Source organism: Synechococcus sp. MVIR-18-1 (assembly GCF_014279835.1).
Classification (GTDB): domain Bacteria; phylum Cyanobacteriota; class Cyanobacteriia; order PCC-6307; family Cyanobiaceae; genus Synechococcus_C.
In genome coordinates this window covers 1,418,449-1,438,411 of sequence record NZ_CP047942.1, presented here as the reverse complement: position 1 = coordinate 1,438,411, position 19,963 = coordinate 1,418,449, and the positions used below count along the sequence as shown (strand labels likewise).

The window sequence follows — 19,963 nt, the reverse complement described above, 5'->3', positions numbered from 1 at the left end:
TGATGACAACAGCGCCCCGCAAGCTTGTCGTGATTGGTGATAGCGGTGTGTACGGATGGGGTGATCCAGAGGGGGGTGGATGGTGTGAACGCTTGAGGCGTCAATGGATGACGATGCCCTCTGCCCCAGTGGTGTACGGGCTTGGCATTCGTGGGGATGGACTGGAGCGCGTCGCTCAGCGTTGGCAGCAAGAGTGGAGTTGCCGCGGTGAACTCCGTCGTCAGAAGCCCGATGGTCTGCTCCTTTCGGTGGGACTGAATGACAGTGCACGGGTTGGGAGGCTCGATGGACGGCAGCAATTGAGCGCTGAAGCGTTTCGCTTCGGGCTGGAGCAATTGCTTGCGGCGATGACGCCTGCCACCCAAGTCATGGTGATGGGGCTCAGCGTTGTTGATGAAGCGGTCATGCCTTTTGCTGACTGTCTTTGGTACAGCAATGAGGCAGTGGCCATCCATGAAGCGCAATTGGAGGAAACATGCCTGGAGGCCGATGTTCCGTTTTTAAGCCTGCACCGAGCGATGGCAGCAGAGCCTGATTGGCTCACCTGGTTGGAACCCGATGGGATTCATCTCAACAGCACTGGTCATTACTGGATTCATCAACGTCTTCAGGGGTGGAAGCCCCTTCTCAATTGGGCTGGTCTCGAGCCCCACCGTCAGCTCACACCCACTATTTAGTTGTTGAACCCTTCATTCCTGTAATCCTCGCTAAGGGTGTTTTTTGCTACAAGGATTAGTGCTGATTACTACCAGCGTTGAAGTAGAGCCGATTAACATATGCGGGCACCAAAAACAAGGGTAATGAGATTCCGCCAAATCTTATTTGCTCTTTTTATATTTTCCTTCCTCGCTTCATTGTTGCCGTGAGAAGACCAGAGGTTACTGCTACACATCTTTGGTTTATTTTTGGCGTGTTGCTATGTTTCTTGGTGCAGGCTGGTAAGTATTAGCCAGTTTAGTTGGCCTGGGCAGTAACAATTGAACTAGCAAGTAATGGCTAAAGAAGATGGAAAAGGTAAAAGATAATCGATGAGAGCTATTCTATCATTAGTGCAATTCTTTTTTTTGAGTCCATCTAGGATTTTCATTGATTCATTGTTTAAGTGGGGTATGTGGGCTTATGGATTAATCCATCTTCCCCAGTGTGAGGAATGGCATCGAAAGGATGAACTGTTTTTCATCCTTTCGAGTGGCACCTTTCATTGAAAAGGAGGAGGGTGGAAACGGCGAACAAAGCGACGTTGAAAGGGTCGTACATACCCATGCTTCATGCCTTCCACCCAAAGTCTTCGACGGCGCGAGCAGCGCAGATCGTTGCCCAAGCCCATCCTTGAGCGCAACGATTCTGTTCTTGAACATCTTGGATTGGCGCACCATGCCGCTATCCATCAAGCGGCTCGCTATCCAGGCGAGCAAGACGATTTAATCCAAGAAGGTCGCGTGGGTTTGATCCATGGAGTGGCCAACTTTGATCCTCAACGTGGATTTCGTATCAGCACCTACGTGTTGACCAGAGTCAACGGCCAAATTCTGCATTTCCGCCGTGATCGTCAACATGCGCTGAGGATTCCTTGGCGCTTGAAGGACTTGCATAGCAAGGGTGTGCGTCTTCAGGCTCAACGCTTGCAGCAGGGACTCGAGCCACTGGATGAGCAAGGCCTCGCGGCATCCCTCCAAGTGAGCCCTCAGCGTTGGCGAGAGGCCCTGATCGCTCATGCTTTCGGCCATGTGGAATCGCTGGATGTTGCTCCTTCCATGCAGGCCTTAGAAGGCGAGCTGAGAAGCTCCCTGCTCGATCAGATCGAGGATCCTTCCTCCATGCCTGTATCGCTGGATGAACCGACACTTCTGTGGTTGCAGGATGCGTTGAAGACCCTTGAGCCGCAACAGCGTTGTTGGCTTCTTGCTCGTTATGTCGACAACATTTCAATCAAAGATCTTGCCTTGAGAGAGAAGGTTCAGCCAGGCGTGCTTCGCCAATCCATTCGCGCGGCTTTAAGCATCTTGCGGCAGGCAGCGCAATCCTCTACTGCCCATCCTTCCGTCAGCCACCAAGTCCTAAAGAAACCGCGATCAGCATCGCCAAGACGGCGGCCCAAGCGGTTTGCAACCCATTGACGATTTCATTCGTTAACCAACTGACCTTCTCTTGAGCCAAAGCTCCCAGCAGGCTTTCCAACAGGGTTGCGATCAGACCCACAATCGCGACCACGATCATTGCCGTGGGTGTGGTCAACACCGATAGCCCGGCCATCACCAGCATCATCAGCAGGCTGCCGGCGGCGCTCGCCAGGGTGCCCTCCAAGCTCACGGCACCTTCCGTTCCTGCTGGCACTCTGCGAAGACTGGTAATCAAAACGGTGGTTCGTCCCCAGCGTTTGCCGATCTCACTGCCAAAGGTGTCAGCAAGTTTGGCCGCGAAGCTTGCTGCAAATCCAATGAGCAACAGCGTTGTGGAGCCGATGCCTGCTCCAATCAAGAGGGCGATCACCGTGCCAGTGAAGGCAGATCCCCAAACGTTTGCTGGTCCTCTTCGGCCTCCACGCGCCTCCGCAAGCCCCTGCTTTTGTTTTTGGGCAAAGCCAAGGCGTGTGACCAGTGATCCCAATACCAGGTAGATCACTACTGCGACCCAGCCCCTCCAGCCAAGGCAGCCCCAGAGGATTGTTCCCAGGATTCCTGCATGCACCCAACCTTTTGGTGTCAGGAGGGGAAGGCGCTGCGCAATAGCGATCAGCACGCCATTGAGAAGCAGAGCAATCCCCCACATCGTGATGCTTTGGTCGGGCAAAACCATCGAGCTGTGTTGCACTGCCCTAAGCATCAGTCCTTTCAGACTGTTTGGGTTGGATAATCAGCCCACGTTGTTCACCGGAACCTGGCATGGCGCTGAAGAGCAAAGGCTTTTTCCTCAACCTCGAGGAAGGCGCTTCGACCGACCAGGTGCTTCAGATAGCGCCTGTGCGCGATCTCCCTGTCGAGGAGGGTGAAGAGGAGTCTCTTGCGCCGATTCCCGCCATTTCTAAAACAACGGATGGAAGTGGCACGGCTGAGACCGCTAAGCCAGCTTCAGCGGTGAGCACTCCAGTCACGGCTGCTGCTCCAGTCACGGCTGCTACTCCAGTTACAGCATCTGCACCAGCTCCAGCGGCTCCGGCAGCTGCAGCAGGCTCCCTGACCACGGCGGAAGCGATCGCATCTGCTCTTGCTGAGGCTGAAGCGGCCCGTCCTGTCGCGACGCTCAGCACCTTCGCTCCAGACATGCTTCAGCCTGGTCGTGCCCTTCGTTCTGAGCCGCGTCGTCCTGGGCGCAATTTGAAGGGTTTCAAGGACATGGCCTCCGAACTGTTCAGTAGCTGAAGCCACTTCAGTTGTTCTCAGCAGTCGGTTGGCTCAGTGGTCAGCGTCGTACGACGCCAACTGTTGAGCGTTGCCACCCCAGCAATTGCTGCTGTGGAAGAGCGCAAAATGTCCTCACTGAGACTGACCGGCGACCATCCTTCGGTTAAGGCCTGCGCCTGTTCTTGAGGGTCCCAGCCTCCCTCCGGACCAATCGCAAGCCAGATGCAGTTGCTTTCAGGGGTCTGGCGCTGCAACCAAGGCTCTAATGCCATGAGCCCCTCTACTCGTGTAGTGGCAATCGCCCGCGTATCGCCGTTTCCCGGCATCGACCACCAGTGATCCGACGATGCAAGTGGTAGGAGCTGGGGCATCCAGAGCCGCTCGCATTGCTCGACTGCCTCCTTGAGGATCAGCTGCCAGCGCTCTGGTTTGAAGTCCGCTTGGGGTGTACATCGCTTTGCTTGCAAGGGCTGGATCCAATCCACGCCCAACTCACAAGCCATGCGCATCACGTCATCCATGCCTCGACGCACTAATGCAATCGCAAGACCGAGCTGAGGGCTTTTGGCTGGGCTTGTGGTTTCACAATTGTTGGGGAGAAGAAGCTGTTCCTCCCCCTGAAACCATCCCTCCCAAAGATGGCCGCGGCCATCCACTACCGCCACTGGTGATCCAGCACGCAGCCGTAAAACCCGGCGAAGGTAATGACGTTCGTCATCACGCAGCACAAGGCATCCATTGCTATCACGATCGGCCAATCGTTTGGGCTCGATCAGTAACCGACGCAGCTCTGCCACCATTCGGTTCAGTTCAAGCCAGCTTGTCGGGCTTCGCGATACAGCGCCTCAACACCAATCCTGTTCAGGGGAAGACGCAGCAACTCCAAAGCCAGGGATGGTTGGCCCCGTTGAATCAGCCAAGCCATGAGCGGCCGCAGGCTGTGTTCATTGAGAAGGCCTCCGAGCGTGAGCAAGGACCAAAGCACGCGATGCAACCAGGTGAACTGAATGATGAAGCGGACCCGCCTACTGGGGTGCTTGCGATAAAAAACCAATCCCATGCGAGCGCGTTCCCGCTCCACACGAATCAGGTCTGGGATTTGCTCCAGGCGAAAGGCTGGATGCCAGTGATAGCCAACCGCTTCTGGACACTTCACCAGTTCCACACCCATTTGCCTGAGTCGCTCTCCGAGCTCTAGGTCTTCCCATCCGTAGAGGCGGAACCCAAGATCAAATAACCCGGATCGTTCCAAAACCTCACGGTCGATCGCCACGTTTCCTGTTGCGAAGTACGCCCAGGAGAGATCCCGCAGTTTGTGCCGTTCTGCCGTTGGCTGATCAAAGTTGGCCGTATTGATGACGGCCCCGTAAGTGAAACAGAGACGATTGTCCTGCTGATTCCAACGTCGACTTAAAGCTCGGGCATGGGATGCCAGGAAGCTTGATGTGACCACTAAATCGCTATCGATAAAGACGATCACATCTCCTTTGGCATGATCAACGCCGCGATTACGACCCTCAGCAGGTCCGCCATGTTGTTGTTCCACAAGGCGGACATGGGGGAAGTGAGCTGCGTTTTGACGCAACCAGTCGGGAGTGCCATCGCTGGAACCGTCATCGACGACAACCACTTCGTAGGTCTCGATCTCTCCGCTGGGATCCTGGTGTTCCAGTGCCTGCAGACACTTCTCAAGAATGGAGCGCCGGTTGTAAGTGGGGATGACGACGCTGATGAACATCCGCGCGAAACAGAGGCATTAAGGATTCAGCCTAAAGCCATTAAAAAGAGAGGGGTCTCCCCCTCTCTTAATAGAAACGATGCAGGGTCACGCCAAAGCGTTCAATCAGCAGCACCACCATTATTTGCCGTACCGGTCACTCCGTTACCAGCACCTTCACCACGGCCATCGTTGCGAAGCTTGCGCTTTTTAAATTTGCGGGCGTAAGCGCGATTGCGCTCCTGCTTTTCCTTCTTGAGGTTTCTGCGCTTAGCCATGCGTTTTGGAAAATTCCAATTCTTAAACTCAGACCAACTTAACTAATCGTCTGGTAAAGACGCCCATCTTCCATTCGAACAAGACGATCTGCCACATCAAGGATGCGCGGATCGTGCGTCACCATCAGGACAGAACACGACTGTTCTCGCGCGAGGCGCTTCAACAACTCAACAACTTCTCGGCCTGTGCCGCTGTCGAGAGCAGCGGTTGGTTCATCGGCTAAGAGGAGCTGAGGTTTGGCTGCAAGAGCTCTGGCGATCGCTACGCGCTGCTTTTGTCCCCCGGACAGGTCATGGGGAAGTTTTCCCAATTCGTCCTCTAGTCCCACAGACCGCAACCACTCCCGTGCTTGATCGCGACGAGCCCTGTAGCCAAGATTCGGCAACAAATCAGCTCCCATCTGAACATTTTGTTCAGCGGTGAGACAGCGCAAAAGATTGTGGCCCTGGAAAATCATGCCGATGCGACGGCGCAAGCGCTGACGCTGGCCTCGAGCCGCTCCGCGTAGCTGCTGTCCAAACACTTCAACATCACCCTCCTGAACCTTTCGTAACGCTCCGATCAAGGTGAGCAAGGTTGTTTTGCCACAGCCGGACGGACCCGTGAGTAAGACCACCTCACCTGCAGAAATTTGCAGGTCCACACCTTGCAAAACCTGCCTGCGGGTTGAGCCTTTGCCATACCAATGGCTCAGTGCCTGGATATCAATGGTGAGTGAGCTCGTTGCCATTGCTTTAAAAGATCTCCGCGGGATCGGCATCAACGAGTCGGCGCATGGCAAGACCTGCTGAGAGCATGCACATGATCAAGATCATGCTGAACACGCTCACGGCTCGAACCGTGTTCATCGCCACTGGCAACTGGGTGGCGTTTCGCACCAAGAGGTACAGGCCCTGTCCGGCGGCGTAGGCCGGTAAGTAACCAAACAGAGCAAGCAACAGGCCTTCTCTGACCACAACTCCCAGCAAACTATTGAGCTTGTAACCCATCGCCATCAGGGTGGCGTATTCGGGCAAATGATCGCTGACATCTGAATACAGAACTTGATAAACAATGACGCAGCCCACCACGAAACCCATGGCGGCACCAAGGGTAAAAATGAAGCCAATGGATGTGCTTGTACGCCAGTAATTTTGCTCGAAATCGATGAATCCTTGCTTGGTCAGCACGGTCACATCATCTGGTAATTGAGATTGAAGGCGTTGAGCCACCTGCTCTGCATCACTTCCAGGCTTAAGGCGAACCAAGCCCACTTCGATGCTTCCCGAGGGGGTGTTTGGAATTAAATCCAAAAATGTTTCGCTGCTCGTTAATAAGTTGCCATCAGCACCAAACGACGCCCCAAGGCCAATCAGGCCTGCTACGCGAACTCTTTTGCCATTGATTTCACTTTCAACAGTGCGTCCCTCACGAAACCATTCGGCTACGGGACCAAATTCTGCTCGCGATTTTTCGTCAAATAAGACCCGGCCTTTCTGTGTGAGCAGCTTGGCTTTTTCTGCCAGCGTTGGATCGGTGAAAAGAGGATGGCCTGGTTCAAATCCCAACGCAAGAATGGATCGTGTCCCAAGGGTTTCTGGATTCCTCCAAAGCAGCAGATTCCAGTGGACGGGAGTAATCCCTTCAACCTCAGGAGAGGCCATGGCTTGAATCAGTCGTCTACGAGGGAAGCCGGCCATGCTCACGGAACTGGTAGAGCGTGGGCTGATTAGGACGATGTCTGCATCAAATAGGCGATGCACGGTGACGCTGGCGTCAAACAAGCCGTCGCGGAAGCCCAGCTGCATAAACATCAGAATTCCGGCGAAGCTGATACCGGCCAGAGCAACAGCTAGACGAACGGGCTGACGGATCAGCATCAAGGATGCCAACGGAATTCTGCGCTTCCGCCAAAAGGCTCGGATCATGGGGTCTTGAAGCGGGCAATCACTTTCAAACCGGAGAGTTGCGTCACTGTTTTTGCCGACTCTGGCGTAAGAACAACATCCACTTCGATGACCCTTGCATCGGCATCACCGGTGGGATCGGTTGAAAGCACTTTTCGCTGTCGCACCTGGGGGGTGATGCGTTCGACGCGTCCCTCGAGTGTTCCTTTGAATCCGCCGTTTTCGCTAATCAAGCTGACGGATTGGCCAATTGAAATGCGATTGATATCCGACTCATACACCTCAACCAAGGCCTCCATGCTTTGGCTCGCTCCGACCTCCATCACACCGTCACTGCCAGGACGTTCTCCGACGCGACTGTGAATTTTGAGCACCACACCATTAATCGGAGACAGCAACTCGCTGTCAGCAAGATCCGTTTCGAGGCTCCGTCGCTTCGCGATCAGCTCGACGCCTTTGCGTTGGAAGCGTCTGAGTTCATCTTGTTTTTCCTCAAGAGCCACCATCGCAGCGGCTCCTACCTTGGCCGCGGCTGCATAGCGGGACACCTCTCGCTGTTGAAGTTGCACTTCGATCGCAGTCGATTCGATTTGGGCGTCAATCTCAGCGATTTCAGCTTCTAGTTGGGGTCGGTTGTCAAAAATGGCCAGGGGCTGACCCTTGCGAATTTGGTCTCCTTCCTTCACGAGAAGCGCAGCAATGCGCGGCGTTCCGCCGACTCCACTGGCCGGGGCCGCCAAGCGACGGACTTCACCAGCTGGCTTGAGTTGGCCAAGGGCAGCAACTGCTTCCGGAGCTCGAACTTTTGGAACTGCAGCCGCTGGTAGGGCTTCTGGTGCCGGCCGGCGGGTGACCCAGACTCCGGCACCGACAACAGCAGCACCGAGCACCCCGACCATCACCCAGAGACGGATTTGTTTCATGGGAGAGGTGGAGGATCGTCGAACAGCATCTCTTCGATGTAGCGATCGGCCCAAGCGCTCCCGAAGGCCTTCTCTAAGACGCGTCGAGTTTTGTCGTTGCGTTTCTGCTGCCGGCAATAGGAGAGTTGTCCTTGCTGACGATTGATCGTAGGGAGTTCATTAACAGCATCGGGAGCTGTTGCCAGAATTGCCTGGCGAAGAATGTTGAGGTAGTCAGCGACAAGGCCAACGAACCATGTCTCCTCTTGCTCATCCACGGGGCGTATGAATTTCACATAAGGGGAAAAAATGGTCCCCCATGCAGGTAGGTCTCTTACTTGCTGAAACGGTGGCAATTTCAGCGCACTGAGTGGTTGACTCACCGCATCAGGTAAGGCATCGCATACGGGAGAGAGATCAACAATGGCCGCTGAAATTCCAGCTTTGCTGGCAACAATATCGGCTCCAAAGACGGGTAAGTCGAATCTGGGATCTGGAAAAAAAACGCAGTGAAGGATCTGCAATCCCATGCCCAGCCGAGCAATCTCGAGATGCAGTTTGCGTAGACCAAGGCATTGATGCAGCTCGTTGCGAATGAAGAGCGTTTCACCATCCAACATTCCGCTGATCGCCTCTAGTGCCGGGTCTACAGCCAGAGGAGACAGGTCAGGTAGGGCTGTCCGACACGTACGAATTTGCTCCGCTAATGAGGTCACCAGCGGATGCAATTCAAGACCGTTGGTGGATTCGGACATCAGTCCAGCAAGGGACAACACAGAATGGGACTTTGACACGGGACCCTGAACGAGATCGCCTCCGGCCCTGAGCTGCAGCATCAGCTCTTGAAAAACGGTTGCCGAACCGTGAGTGCACTGATGCCAGATGCAGACCTCACTTGCCTCGACTTTTGGTGTCGAGGAGGAAGCACCTTTGAAGACCATGGGGAAGAGGGTCTTGCCCACTTTTTAGAGCACATGGTGTTTAAGGGCAGTGCAACCTTGCAGGCTGGAGAATTCGATCGTCGGATTGAGGCTCTTGGTGGCAGCAGTAATGCGGCAACAGGTTTCGATGATGTGCACTTTCACGTGTTGGTGCCGTCCAGCTGCGCACAGAACGCCCTCGACCTGTTGCTGGACCTCGTGCTCAATCCTGCCCTGAGAGAGGACGCCTACGGCATGGAGAGGGATGTGGTGCTGGAAGAAATTGCCCAGTACCGAGATCAACCCGACGAACAAGTGTTCCAAACCCTTCTCTCTCAGGGTTTTGGAAAGCACCCCTATGGCCGTCCAATTCTTGGCTGGGAACAGAGTTTGCTCGACAGCACTCCAGAGGCGATGCGCCAATTTCACAACAGGAGGTATCGCGGACCCAACTGTTGTTTGGCCATCAGTGGCGCTGTGACATCGAATCTGTTGGAGCAGATTCACTCGAGCCGCCTCGCCGAGCTCGAAGCCAATCTTGATCAGGGGGACGAAACCGCATCCGCTTCACGTTCGCTTGCATTTCACAGCGGACGTCAAAGCATCCGATTTCCTCGCCTGGAAGCAGCTCGTTTGTTGATGGCGTGGCCGATGGCTGCAGCCAATGATCAAGACAGCGTGATGGGAGCCGATCTGGCGACCACCCTTCTGGCGGAGGGGAGGCGCAGTCGTTTGGTGCAACGCTTGAGGGAAGACCTACAAATTGTGGAATCCATTGATATGGATGTCACGGTGATGGAACAGGGAAGTGTGGTGATGCTGGAGGCCTGCTGCCCTGAAGACCAGATCGAGCAGGTGGAAACCGTGATCGCAGAGGAATTGAACCGGGCAACGGTGGATGCCATCGGTGATGACGAACTGCATCGCGCAAAGCAATTGGTGGGGAATGGGCTTCGATTCAGCTTGGAAGCACCAGGATCCGTTGCTGCAATTGCTGGATCCCAATCCTTATGGGGGCGCAACCAAACGTTGTTGTCTCCGCTCAGTCATCTGCAGACCTGGACGGTTGAGCGCTTGCAACAGTCCCTTTTGCCTCGTTTGCAACCTGAACAAGCGTTCACGCTTCTGGCCTTACCGGAGGACTCTGAATGAGCCCGACTGATTTGGTTTTAGATCCGGTTCAGACACCAGGGGTGTTGGCCGCCAAATTGTGGATCGGTCGTGGAAGCGCTGCTGATCCGATCGGCCAGAGGGGCGCACATCAATTGCTGGCATCCGTGTTGACTCGCGGGTGTGGCTCCCTTGATGCCATGCAAATGGCCGATCTCGTTGAGGGTTGTGGCGCTGGACTTCGCTGTGATACCAACGAAGATGGCTTGCTGATCAGCTTGAAATGCAGGGATCTCGATAGCCCTCAATTGCTTCCCTTGTTGACCTCGATGGTGCATGAACCCCATCTGCAAGCCGATCAGGTGAACCTCGAGCGGGAGTTGAGTCTTCAAGCACTGCAACGTCAGCGAGAAGATCCCTTCCATCTGGCCTTTGATGGTTGGCGCCATCTGGCCTACGGGCTGGGCCCTTATGGCCATGACCCCTTGGGAGTTGCTGGTGAGTTGGAGCAACTCACCGCAGCATCTCTTCGGCCGATTGCACAATCCCTCAGCGCCGAAGGAGCGATTTTGGCGTTGTCGGGTTCGATTCCAGCCGGATTATTGGACCAGCTCCAAGCAGACGGTATTTCCCCTCAATCCAATTCTGCTGATCTTGATCCGGACGCCAAAGATTTGAGTGATCAAGCATCTATGAGTGCGGAACAAACGGTTTATCTCCACCCGCAGTCCACCGAGCAGGTCGTGCTGATGCTCGGTCAGCCAACGCTTCCTCACGGACACCCAGATGACCTTGCCCTTCGTTTGTTGCAAACCCATTTGGGTACAGGGATGTCCAGCTTGCTATTCCGCCGCCTTCGCGAAGACCATGGCGTGGCCTACGACGTCGGCGTGCACCATCCAGCAAGAGCGAAGGCCTCACCTTTTGTTTTGCATGCATCCACTGCAGTTGATAAGGCCTTAACCACCTTGGACCTGCTGATCATGAGTTGGCAGGAATTGATGGAACACACGCTGGAGGCAGCAGACCTCAACCTGGCGCGTGCCAAATTTCGTGGTCAGTTGGCTCATGCCTCACAAACAACAGGTCAGAGAGCCGAACGTCGTGCTCAGCTCAGAGGTCTCGGCCTACCCGACAATCACGACCATCGCTGTATGGAGGTTTTGGAGACCCTTGATGGCAAGGCATTGCGTTTGGCTGCATCCCGCCATCTGGCCAATCCACTTCTCAGTCTCTGTGGACCAAAATCTGCCATCGAATCATTGGCTGATCGATGGAAACAAGCACTTGATCAGCGCTGAGTCTTTGCAAGATTGGAGTTCTTCTTGAATCAGACCAGCAAAATCATTCTTGCTGAGCAGGCTTTTAATCGCTTGAGAAGACGTCTTTTGAGTTCAACGAGTTAATTATTGATTGGTAGCTTTTTGGTTCCAGCAAAAAGCATTAATCGTTAAAAACCGCAAATTCTTTGACCCGTGACATGAAATCCTTCATTTCATGCTCTGAGATGCTGCACGCTAAGTCTGTCCATCGATCCAAATGCATCTGTAGTTCTTGGCCAGAGTATTTATCTGCAAATCTGTGAAATGTGTGATGCAGTATTAAAATTAAATCGCGCTTGGGAATCCATGGATGGGCCAATGAAATTTGATCGAGTCTGTTGAGCCTGCCGATCTGCAAGTGCATGAATGCATCCGTGACGGATAACTCAGGATATGGAGACATATCTGATTCTTTTCATTCAAAAGAAAAAGAGTCCAGTATCAAATGAATGTTTGAAGGCAACGCGATGTATGACTCACTTGCTATTGCGTGCATTGCAGGCTGGGGGGCGGAGCCTTCTCTTCTCTGTCGGCTGGTCGACCTGCACCAACTTTTTAGCGTTGGTGATCAAGTTTTTGTGTGACGTATGGATACTTTGTCTGTGGAGATTGCAGTGACTGGTGAGCTGACTCGCGGCGCAGGGTCGAAATTTGCCAAGGTATTCCCATGAAAAAATTGCTTCTCAAACTGATCGGTCCGTTGTTTGCGGCAATTGGTGTGTTTGGCCTCGCTGGATCAGGGATTGTTTGGAATTTCCTAGGTCGTTCCCTTGGTCTCCCCAGCACAGTGGCCTCTCTTGTTGTGTTGATGCTTGGGGTCGTGCTTCTACGCCCCCTGGCTCGTACATCAACATCACTTCCCAAGCCATCCCCATCGTCAGTTCTGAGTGAATCTGTCGCCACAGGATCGGAGTCTCCTGTAGCTGCGTCTGAGCAGGCTCTGACTACAGCCGAATCCATCGCTCGAGAACTGGCCGAATCGCAAAAGTTAATTGACACCGCTCCCCCGGTAAATTTTGCGCCAGAAATACTTTTGCCTGGTCAAGGTGTGCCAAGTCGTAAGCGTCGCCCTGGTGCATCGTTGAAACGCTATAAAACAATGGCAGGAGAGCTATTCGTTACCAAATAATTCTTAGAAGTTTTCATTAACTTGTCTTCTTCTTAAGAGCAGTCCAAAAATTGTTTTGCAAGAGCTTGTGAGACAATGACTAGATTCGTTCTGACGAAGAGTTTTTGCTTCGATTTGGGTTTTGCTTGATGATGTTTTGTTTTTGGATAAGCTCCCTCCTTTGCCGTCGGTTGAATGTCAAACAGGCGCTCCTCCAGTTATCTGGTTGATGTGTTGCTAGAGAGAGGGTTATCACTATTTTTTTCGATGAAAGTCATCCTTTCGCTTGCAACGGCCGCCATGGTGCTTGGTACCTGCGGGGTTGCTTTTGCCGGATCAGCAACTCAAGAGGCGATGGATGAAGAGGTTGCGACCAACAGGGCGTTGTCCAAAGTGCCCCAAGGTCAAAAAGTGACTAGTACGTCATGCATCTCCATCGAGATCGGTATGGGTGGCGAGACCTCCTATCGCTGCACAGCGACCTGGGAGTGAAGACACAGCAACCTGTGCTTTTCAGCGCAGATTCAAGGCTTTAAGAGTGAGAGTGCTGCCCATAAAAAAGCCGGCTTTAAAAAGCCAGCTTTTGAGTAGGGATTTTGTTTTTGTTTGAAATCGGAGCGGCGGGATTTGAACCCACGACCCCCACTACCCCAAAGTGGTGCGCTACCAAGCTGCGCTACGCCCCGTCAGAAGGAAACTATCACAGCGCATTCCCAGTTTTGTTGAAGCGTGTGGAACGTTTCAGCAGGCGGTCTGTTAATTCGCTGCGGGCGTCGCTGCTATACCCCCAAACTCGCAAATCCCTTGCAAGGAGACGCAACTCACAGAGTGTCATCGAAGCCAACTGGAGTTCAGGCAGGGTGCGCCAAGCTCGACTGGTCATCGGCATCGCAGAGAGGTTAGGACGCTCGTTCAAGGCAAGCGTTCCATCCGCTAGCCACTCAGGTATGAGTACAACCAAAACGGCAATCAAGCCGTAGAGCTCCACCAATCCCTTAGGCAATGGGTGAAGCCGACGGCGCTGGCGTGGGTCAGGTGAGGGCTTCACGAACCTTTTTTAGGTGCCTTGATGGATCTAAATAAGCGAATTTTCACAGTCAAAACTCTGTTTGTGATCAAATCGCCAAGGAGCTCCCGTTAGGGGTGGATTGCTCTTTCCAAAGAAATGGCTCGGCGTTGTTGTCATTGGGCCTCAGACTGAAGATCAAAACGAACACCAAAACGAGCGTGAGAGCAATCGCGGCCATGACGACCCTGTCTGGCAAGGCGTTGTTCATGGGTTTATGCCTTCAGAGAAATCGGGCTGTTGTCACCGCGCAAAACACAGTGACTGATGGACCAGTCGTAGTGGCTCCAAACAGAACTAGGAAGCTTGTAGTTTGCACCCGCAAAGTCGCCAAGCAAGACACCGCTGGGCATGGCTGAGCAATAGGGCCGGCTGCCTGGTCGGGCTAGGTATTGCTGGTGATACTCCTCAGCTTTAAAAAACACTTGATCGGCCGCGATCTCCGTTGTGATTGCGGCACTGTCTTGTTGGTTTAAGGCTGTTTGATACCAATCACGGCTTGCGCTTGCCAGCTTTGCTTGATGTTCGGTGCTCGTGTAGATCGCGGATCGATACTGACTGCCTCTGTCGTTGCCTTGTTGATCCCCTTGCGTTGGGTTGTGGCATTCCCAAAACAGCTTCAGGAGATCACTGAAATCAATCGCCGTCGTGCTCCACACCACGCGCACCACTTCCGAGTGGCCTGTGCGGCCGCTACAAACTTGTTCGTAGGTTGGATTTTCGACGTTTCCTCCCGCATAGCCAACGGCTGTTGAAACCACTCCAGGAAGTCTCCAAAAGCCTTTCTCAGCTCCCCAGAAGCAGCCGCAACCAAACAGGGCTTCTTCCTGATCGTCCATCAGAGGCGCATTGAGTGCAGTTCCGAGCACCACATGCCGCCCTTGATCGCTGGACGGCTGTGACGATGTTGTTTGTCCGGTAAGCCAGGAGGGCAGCATCGCGATTAAGTCAGTGCCAAAACCCTAGGCAACTGATTTGGGTTCCAGTTGGATGTGATTCAGCAAGGTCGTCACAAAGGCGAACAGCAGAAAAGGCAAGCTCAACACAAGAATGAGACCGACTCCCACAAGAGCGAACAGCGGTTTGGACGACCCCATGAGAGCCAGACCAGAGGCCAAACTCACAAAAATCACTGCCATCCAGGCCAAGATTTGGCCGTAAACGTCGCCGAAGGTGAGGGTGCAGCGCACTGCGAAAGGAGGGCTGGAAGACATCGCTAAAACCTTTTGCTCCAGCTAAGCCCCGAACGCATCATTTGTCGTGACTTTATGGATAAGCGTTTCATGTTTCATGCCACGGCATCTAATCGTTCTGCGGCCTGCTCCCGCTCCCAAAGGCTGCGGTAAGGACCTTTGATGGTAATGAGTTCGTTGTGATGCCCCTGCTGAACGAGGCGTCCCCGCTCCATCACAAGAATCCGATCGCAAGCTGCCGCTGCCGACAATTGATGGCTGATCATCACAATTGTGCGCTGGGTTTGGCGACGGACGGAGGCGAGAATTTCTGCGGCCGTGTTGTTGTCAACGCTGGCTAAAGCGTCATCCAGCACCAGCAGCGGTGACGTCATCAACAAGGCTCTGCCCAGGGCCGTTCGTTGTCGTTGCCCCCCGCTGAGTGTGATCCCTCTTTCTCCCACCAAGGTGTCAAAACCATCAGGAAAGCCCTTCACATCAGCAAGCAGGCGCGCTTGATCTGCCGCTGCTTCCACCTGATCCATTCCTGCTTCTGGATCTCCGTAACGAAGATTGTCGGCAAGGCTGCTGGTGAACAAGTAGCCCTCCTGTGGAACGAGTGCAATCTGTTCTCTGAGGTCTTGCAGTCGCAGTTGTGTGAGATCGCAGCCATCTAAAAACAGCTGTCCCTCGGGGACTTCCACCATCCGACCAAGGGCGCGGGCCAAGGTGGTTTTCCCACAACCAACAGGACCAACGACCGCCACCAACTCGCCCGGTGCAATGCGGAATGAAAGGCCCCTCAAGGTGTCTTGATCGCTGCCGTCATAACGAACATGCAAATTTCTTGCTTCTAGTTCGCCCTGCATTTGCTCTTTAACAGCGACGGGCTCCAATGGATCAGCAACACGAGGACGGCGTGAAAGGAGCTCCTCGACTCGCTCCAGACTGACCTGACCGGTTTGAAAGGTGTTGAGCGTGAAGCCCAATAAGGCCGTTGGAAAGACCAGACGCTCTACGTAAAGGATGAGAGCAACCAAACTCCCGATGGTGAGAGCCCCTCGCTCAAGCTGCCCACTTCCGAGGGCAATCAACAGCAGCAAGGAGATGGAGGAAATCCCTTCTAGTAATGGGAAAAGGGTGCTGCGGGTGCGAGCCAAGCGAATGGCCGAATCCCTGTAATTTTTATTCCGAGCGCTAAAGGCGTCCAATTCTGGAGCCTCCTGTCCGTAAATCTTGATCGCTGCGATGCCGGAGAGATCTTCTTGGATGAGCTCACTCAGACCAGCCAAATCTTCCTGTTGGCGTCGCTGTTGGCGCATCATCCGGCCGCCAAACAAGCGCACTGAGCCGAGCATCACTGGATAGAGGGCGATTGCTGCAACGGTTAGTCCTGGATCAATCGCCAACATTGCTGGGAGCGTGAAGGCATAAGCCAAAACAGTGTTGGTAAGGCTGAGGACAGCAAAGCCAAGAAGCCTCCTTACATTTTCAACATCACTCGTGGCACGGCTAATGATTTCGCCGCTACCCGTTTGCTGCACCCAGCCGGGCTCCTGCAGCAGCATTTGATCAAATAGTTTTTGGCGTAATTCCACTTCAACTTGCCGTCCAACCCCAAACACCAACTGGCGAGAAATCAGCCTGGCAATGCCCATACTCGTGGCCAGCAGCACGATGAAACCGGCTTGACGCAGAACGTCGGAGATTGCGAACCCGTCTTGTAAGTCATCAATCACCCGCCTTACTTCGAGCGGGATCGTGACACTGAGAATATTCACCACGACCAGAGTCAGGGCTCCCACCACAACCGTGCGACGGTGCGGACGCAAATAGCGACCGATTAAATCGAGACGGAAGGCGGCCATGCCTGGTGCAGAACAGCTATCAACCTAGGCATTCGTCTTGGTCAAAAGTTGGTTCGCAACCTCACCACCGCGAGTCATAGCTGGTTACTTATCGATCTGGTCATTGCCTCGTTTGTGGGTGATAGTGGAGAAGTCCCCATCACTCGGCCCGGCGTGCATTTGCACACCGGGCTTTTTTCTGACCAGCACATTCAATCGCGTTTCTTTCATGGTCACTGCATCAGCGTCCTGGCCCCAACTGCTTGAGCAATTGTTGGCTGGAAACGTTCTGTCTAAGGAGAACGCTGCTGCGCTTATGGAGGCTTGGCTGGCGGAGGAGCTCACGCCAGTTCAGACAGGTGCATTCCTCGCTGCATTGCGTGCACGCAACGTTCAGGGCACAGAACTCGCTGCGATGGCCCAGGTGTTGCGCAAGGCGTGTGCGCTCCCAGACGCGAAACCAAACCTTGCTCTTGTCGACACCTGTGGAACGGGTGGTGATGGGGCCAATACCTTCAATATTTCAACAGCTGTGGCTTTCACAGCGGCGGCCTGTGGGGCCACTGTCGCGAAACATGGCAACCGCAGCGCTAGTGGAAAGGTTGGCTCAGCGGATGTTCTTGAGGGATTGGGCTTGCAACTCAAGGCTCCATTGGAAACAGTGGTGGGCGCCTTGTCTGCGTCTGGAGTGACGTTTCTCTTTGCACCCGCATGGCATCCAGCACTCGTGAATCTCGCTCCGCTTCGCCGCAGCTTGGGGGTGCGAACGGTGTTCAACCTGCTTGGCCCTCTCGTGAATCCACTCACACCAGAAGCTCAAGTTCTCGGTGTTGCAAAAGCTGAACTGTTGGATCCGATGGCGGAGGCGTTGCAACAGCTCGGGCTCACCCGTGCTGTTGTGGTGCATGGTGCAGGAGGGCTGGATGAAGCCTCGCTAGAGGGGCCCAACCAAGTGCGCATTCTTGAGAATGGGAACGTTCATGCCGATCAACTCAGCGCCTCTGACTTTGGTTTGACACCTGCTCCCCTTGATGCACTGCGGGGTGGGGATTTGGTGACCAATCAGCAGATTCTTAAGGCGGTCTTAAAGGGTGAAGCGCCTGCTGCGCATCGTGATGCAGTTGCCTTGAACACCGCGCTGGTCCTTTGGGCTGCAGGCATTCAGTCTGATTTGTCTGAAGGAGTGAAGCAGGCTTTGACAAGCTTGGGGGAAGGTCAGCCGTGGCATCGGCTTGTGTCTCTGCGTGATGCCCTGGAAGGTCGCAAGGAAGAATGAGGAGGCCATGGCTGACACTCGCTTCTGCTAATGACCGCTCCTAACCCATTCACAGCGCGTCTGGTCCTGCAGGACGGCACGGTTCTCGAGGGCTTTGCCTGCGGTCGGCGCGGCAGCGTGATCGGCGAGGTGGTGTTCAACACCGGGATGACGGGATACCAAGAGGTCCTAACGGATCCGAGTTATTCCGGTCAGCTCATCACTTTTACGTACCCAGAGATCGGCAATACCGGTGTTAATCCAGATGATCAAGAGGCGGATCAGCCTCATGCCCGTGGATTGATCGTGAGGCAGATGGCTCCACAGGCGAGCAATTGGCGGAGCAAACAGTCTCTTCCTGAATGGCTGGAGCAAAACGGTGTGATCGGAATTCATGGTGTGGATACCCGTGCTCTGGTGAGGCATCTGCGCGAATTGGGCCCCATGAATGGTGTGATCAGCAGCGACGGTCGCCCGCCTCTTGAGCTTTTAGAGGATCTCAAGCAAGCCCCCTCGATGGAAGGGCTCAACCTGGCTGATCAGGTGACCACCCCAACCGCGTACCGCTGGACCAAGTCCTGCAGCGTTGCTTTTGACCAACGGTTTCAAACGCGTCCTGAGCGTCCTTATCGGGTTGTCGCTATCGATTTCGGGATTAAGCGAGCCATTCTTGAGCGATTGGTTAGCCACGGCTGTGACCTAACTGTTTTGCCCGCCAATACAGATCTCGATACCGTGCTCTCTCACGAGCCTGAAGGTGTTTTCCTCTCCAACGGTCCTGGTGATCCAGCGGCTGTGCAATCAGGCATCACGCTGGCCCAACGTTTGCTGGAACATCGTCAGCTGCCGATGTTTGGGATCTGTTTGGGGCATCAAATTCTGGGGTTGGCCCTCGGGGGCACAACGTTCAAGTTGGCCTATGGACATCGAGGCCTTAATCATCCCTGTGGCAGCACCGGTCAGGTGGAAATCACAAGCCAAAATCATGGCTTTGCTCTTGACGCTGGTTCATTGCCCGAGGACAAAATAGAGGTGACTCATTTCAACTTGAACGACCGCACAGTGGCGGCATTTGCCCATCGGAATCAACCGGTGTTTGGCGTTCAATATCACCCTGAAGCAAGTCCAGGCCCCCATGATGCAGATCATCATTTCGCCCGCTTTACGGGCTTGATGGCAGATCGCCGTTGAATCTTGATCAGATCGTGGTGAGAAGCAGCCAATCTCCCTAGAATTTTGTCCAACAGAATTTCGGGGGATGAGTCCCATTACTGAACTGCAGCGATTAACCGTTTCGCTTCGGGGTGGCTTCGAGCAAAAGGGTGGCTGTGTGGTGTTTCATTTCACCGGTCAGCTTGATGCCTATTCCGAGAGTCAGTTTCTGACCTACGTGACTGATGTTTTGAAACCGAATAAGTCACCGGCCGTGATTGATCTCATCAAGATTGATTTTCTTGACTCGTCTGGCCTGGGTGTTCTTGTGCAATTTGCCAAACAATGCAAAGACTCCAAGCGACGCTTTGCGGTTGTTGGCAATGCCCGCGTTGTTCAAACCGTCAAATTGGTGAAACTTGAGGAGTTTCTCCACCTATCGGAAGATCTCGATAAGGCTGTTAGCCAATTGGCAACTTGAGTGACTGGATTCGTTCTCAGTTGCCACAAGAGCCTGAGCGTGATCTTGGATCGTTACAGCTTGCTTGGCTTGGAGATGCTGTTTGGGAATTGCATCAAAGACTGAGGTTTTGCAAAACTCCAGGACGATCCCAGGATCTTCACCAAGCGGTCGTTTCTCTCGTCAGGGCTGATGCTCAGGCGGCCGCATTAGAGAAACTGGATCCGTTTTTGACAGATCAGGAACGCGATTATGTAAGGCGTGGACGCAATCGGGCTGGCCGTGGACCCAAGCGAGCTGATGCCGGCGTGTATGGCAGAGCTACGGGATTTGAGACAATGATTGGCTGGCTCTTTTTGCAGAATCCGGCGCGGCTTGCGCAGCTCTTGGATCGACTTGAGGAGACCGACACCGCCCTGTCATAAC

Annotated in this window: 24 protein-coding genes and 1 tRNA gene; 11 read left to right on the top strand and 14 right to left on the bottom strand. The window is 54.0% G+C overall.

Annotated elements, in window-relative coordinates; translation table 11 throughout:
- The first annotated feature begins 2 nt into the window (after nucleotides 1-2).
- Nucleotides 3-677 (top strand): GDSL-type esterase/lipase family protein, encoded by a 675-nt coding sequence (locus SynMVIR181_RS07570; RefSeq protein ID WP_186588815.1) that lies wholly within the window; start codon nucleotides 3-5, stop codon nucleotides 675-677.
- Between the two features lie 591 nt (nucleotides 678-1,268).
- Nucleotides 1,269-2,117 carry a sigma-70 family RNA polymerase sigma factor gene (locus tag SynMVIR181_RS07565; protein ID WP_186588814.1) on the top strand — a complete coding sequence of 283 codons (849 nt, stop codon included), beginning with the start codon at nucleotides 1,269-1,271 and terminating at the stop codon, nucleotides 2,115-2,117.
- On the opposite strand, the gene SynMVIR181_RS07560 is transcribed toward SynMVIR181_RS07565, so the two are convergent.
- On the bottom strand, nucleotides 2,044-2,796 hold the full coding sequence (locus SynMVIR181_RS07560; RefSeq protein ID WP_255444201.1) for a DUF92 domain-containing protein: 753 nt from the start codon (nucleotides 2,794-2,796) through the stop codon (nucleotides 2,044-2,046). The two genes, SynMVIR181_RS07565 and SynMVIR181_RS07560, sit on opposite strands and share 74 nt — an antisense overlap.
- Before the next feature lie 86 nt (nucleotides 2,797-2,882).
- On the opposite strand from SynMVIR181_RS07560, the gene SynMVIR181_RS07555 reads away from it, so the two are divergent.
- On the top strand, nucleotides 2,883-3,359 hold the full coding sequence (locus tag SynMVIR181_RS07555; protein WP_186588813.1) for a translation initiation factor 2: 477 nt from the start codon (nucleotides 2,883-2,885) through the stop codon (nucleotides 3,357-3,359).
- Nucleotides 3,360-3,376: 17 nt separating this feature from the next.
- Here SynMVIR181_RS07555 and SynMVIR181_RS07550 read toward each other — a convergent pair whose 3' ends face one another.
- The 7 genes from SynMVIR181_RS07550 to SynMVIR181_RS07520 all read right to left on the bottom strand — a co-directional run bounded on the left by SynMVIR181_RS07550 (nucleotide 3,377) and on the right by SynMVIR181_RS07520 (nucleotide 8,880).
- The gene (locus SynMVIR181_RS07550; RefSeq protein ID WP_186588812.1) at nucleotides 3,377-4,141 is read right to left on the bottom strand and encodes a 16S rRNA (uracil(1498)-N(3))-methyltransferase; all 765 of its coding nucleotides are present in this window, start codon (nucleotides 4,139-4,141) and stop codon (nucleotides 3,377-3,379) included.
- 5 nt (nucleotides 4,142-4,146) lie between these two features.
- The gene (locus SynMVIR181_RS07545; protein WP_186523006.1) at nucleotides 4,147-5,079 is read right to left on the bottom strand and encodes a glycosyltransferase family 2 protein; all 933 of its coding nucleotides are present in this window, start codon (nucleotides 5,077-5,079) and stop codon (nucleotides 4,147-4,149) included.
- A 101-nt stretch (nucleotides 5,080-5,180) separates the two neighbouring features.
- Nucleotides 5,181-5,336, bottom strand: a complete 156-nt coding sequence (locus SynMVIR181_RS07540; RefSeq protein WP_006171625.1) for a hypothetical protein — start codon at nucleotides 5,334-5,336, stop codon at nucleotides 5,181-5,183.
- 38 nt (nucleotides 5,337-5,374) lie between these two features.
- The gene (locus tag SynMVIR181_RS07535) at nucleotides 5,375-6,067 is read right to left on the bottom strand and encodes a DevA family ABC transporter ATP-binding protein (protein ID WP_186588811.1); all 693 of its coding nucleotides are present in this window, start codon (nucleotides 6,065-6,067) and stop codon (nucleotides 5,375-5,377) included.
- 4 nt (nucleotides 6,068-6,071) lie between these two features.
- Nucleotides 6,072-7,244, bottom strand: a complete 1,173-nt coding sequence (gene devC / locus SynMVIR181_RS07530) for an ABC transporter permease DevC (RefSeq protein WP_186588810.1) — start codon at nucleotides 7,242-7,244, stop codon at nucleotides 6,072-6,074.
- A complete protein-coding gene (locus SynMVIR181_RS07525; RefSeq protein WP_186588809.1) occupies nucleotides 7,241-8,146 on the bottom strand; it encodes an HlyD family efflux transporter periplasmic adaptor subunit in 906 nt (301 codons plus the stop codon). The genes devC and SynMVIR181_RS07525 overlap by 4 nt, the downstream gene beginning before the upstream one ends.
- Nucleotides 8,143-8,880: a phycocyanobilin:ferredoxin oxidoreductase gene (locus SynMVIR181_RS07520; RefSeq protein WP_186590558.1), complete on the bottom strand. Its 738-nt coding sequence runs from the start codon at nucleotides 8,878-8,880 to the stop codon at nucleotides 8,143-8,145. The genes SynMVIR181_RS07525 and SynMVIR181_RS07520 overlap by 4 nt, the downstream gene beginning before the upstream one ends.
- A 120-nt stretch (nucleotides 8,881-9,000) precedes the next feature.
- Here SynMVIR181_RS07520 and SynMVIR181_RS07515 point away from each other — a divergent pair, with 120 nt between their 5' ends.
- The 4 genes from SynMVIR181_RS07515 to SynMVIR181_RS07500 all read left to right on the top strand — a co-directional run bounded on the left by SynMVIR181_RS07515 (nucleotide 9,001) and on the right by SynMVIR181_RS07500 (nucleotide 13,077).
- Entirely contained in the window at nucleotides 9,001-10,197 is a 1,197-nt protein-coding gene (locus SynMVIR181_RS07515; RefSeq protein WP_186590559.1) for a pitrilysin family protein, read from the top strand.
- On the top strand, nucleotides 10,194-11,456 hold the full coding sequence (locus tag SynMVIR181_RS07510; RefSeq protein WP_186588808.1) for a pitrilysin family protein: 1,263 nt from the start codon (nucleotides 10,194-10,196) through the stop codon (nucleotides 11,454-11,456). The genes SynMVIR181_RS07515 and SynMVIR181_RS07510 overlap by 4 nt, the downstream gene beginning before the upstream one ends.
- Nucleotides 11,457-12,144: 688 nt before the next feature.
- Entirely contained in the window at nucleotides 12,145-12,606 is a 462-nt protein-coding gene (locus SynMVIR181_RS07505) for a hypothetical protein (RefSeq protein WP_186522997.1), read from the top strand.
- Between the two features lie 246 nt (nucleotides 12,607-12,852).
- Nucleotides 12,853-13,077, top strand: coding sequence for a hypothetical protein (locus tag SynMVIR181_RS07500; RefSeq protein WP_186588807.1), 225 nt, complete (start codon nucleotides 12,853-12,855; stop codon nucleotides 13,075-13,077).
- Between the two features lie 120 nt (nucleotides 13,078-13,197).
- Here SynMVIR181_RS07500 and SynMVIR181_RS07495 read toward each other — a convergent pair.
- The 6 genes from SynMVIR181_RS07495 to SynMVIR181_RS07470 all read right to left on the bottom strand — a co-directional run bounded on the left by SynMVIR181_RS07495 (nucleotide 13,198) and on the right by SynMVIR181_RS07470 (nucleotide 16,691).
- Nucleotides 13,198-13,271: transfer RNA gene (locus SynMVIR181_RS07495), tRNA-Pro, on the bottom strand.
- Nucleotides 13,272-13,285: 14 nt separating this feature from the next.
- Complete coding sequence (locus SynMVIR181_RS07490; protein ID WP_186588806.1) at nucleotides 13,286-13,633, bottom strand: hypothetical protein; 348 nt, start codon at nucleotides 13,631-13,633, stop codon at nucleotides 13,286-13,288.
- Nucleotides 13,634-13,700: 67 nt separating this feature from the next.
- A complete protein-coding gene (locus tag SynMVIR181_RS07485; protein ID WP_186522991.1) occupies nucleotides 13,701-13,862 on the bottom strand; it encodes a hypothetical protein in 162 nt (53 codons plus the stop codon).
- 4 nt (nucleotides 13,863-13,866) lie between these two features.
- The gene (gene msrA / locus SynMVIR181_RS07480; protein WP_186588805.1) at nucleotides 13,867-14,589 is read right to left on the bottom strand and encodes a peptide-methionine (S)-S-oxide reductase MsrA; all 723 of its coding nucleotides are present in this window, start codon (nucleotides 14,587-14,589) and stop codon (nucleotides 13,867-13,869) included.
- Nucleotides 14,590-14,613: 24 nt separating this feature from the next.
- Entirely contained in the window at nucleotides 14,614-14,865 is a 252-nt protein-coding gene (locus tag SynMVIR181_RS07475; RefSeq protein ID WP_048346672.1) for a hypothetical protein, read from the bottom strand.
- Between the two features lie 74 nt (nucleotides 14,866-14,939).
- Nucleotides 14,940-16,691, bottom strand: a complete 1,752-nt coding sequence (locus tag SynMVIR181_RS07470; RefSeq protein ID WP_186588804.1) for an ABC transporter ATP-binding protein — start codon at nucleotides 16,689-16,691, stop codon at nucleotides 14,940-14,942.
- Between the two features lie 208 nt (nucleotides 16,692-16,899).
- Between SynMVIR181_RS07470 and trpD the strand changes: the two genes are divergently transcribed.
- From trpD to SynMVIR181_RS07450, 4 genes are all read left to right on the top strand, one after another.
- Nucleotides 16,900-17,946 (top strand): anthranilate phosphoribosyltransferase, encoded by a 1,047-nt coding sequence (gene trpD / locus SynMVIR181_RS07465; protein ID WP_186588803.1) that lies wholly within the window; start codon nucleotides 16,900-16,902, stop codon nucleotides 17,944-17,946.
- A 30-nt stretch (nucleotides 17,947-17,976) separates the two neighbouring features.
- Entirely contained in the window at nucleotides 17,977-19,116 is a 1,140-nt protein-coding gene (gene carA / locus SynMVIR181_RS07460) for a glutamine-hydrolyzing carbamoyl-phosphate synthase small subunit (protein ID WP_186522983.1), read from the top strand.
- Nucleotides 19,117-19,183: 67 nt separating this feature from the next.
- Nucleotides 19,184-19,558, top strand: a complete 375-nt coding sequence (locus SynMVIR181_RS07455; protein ID WP_186522980.1) for an STAS domain-containing protein — start codon at nucleotides 19,184-19,186, stop codon at nucleotides 19,556-19,558.
- Nucleotides 19,555-19,962, top strand: coding sequence for a Mini-ribonuclease 3 (locus SynMVIR181_RS07450; protein WP_186543706.1), 408 nt, complete (start codon nucleotides 19,555-19,557; stop codon nucleotides 19,960-19,962). The genes SynMVIR181_RS07455 and SynMVIR181_RS07450 overlap by 4 nt, the downstream gene beginning before the upstream one ends.
- The last annotated feature ends 1 nt before the right edge of the window (nucleotide 19,963 follow it).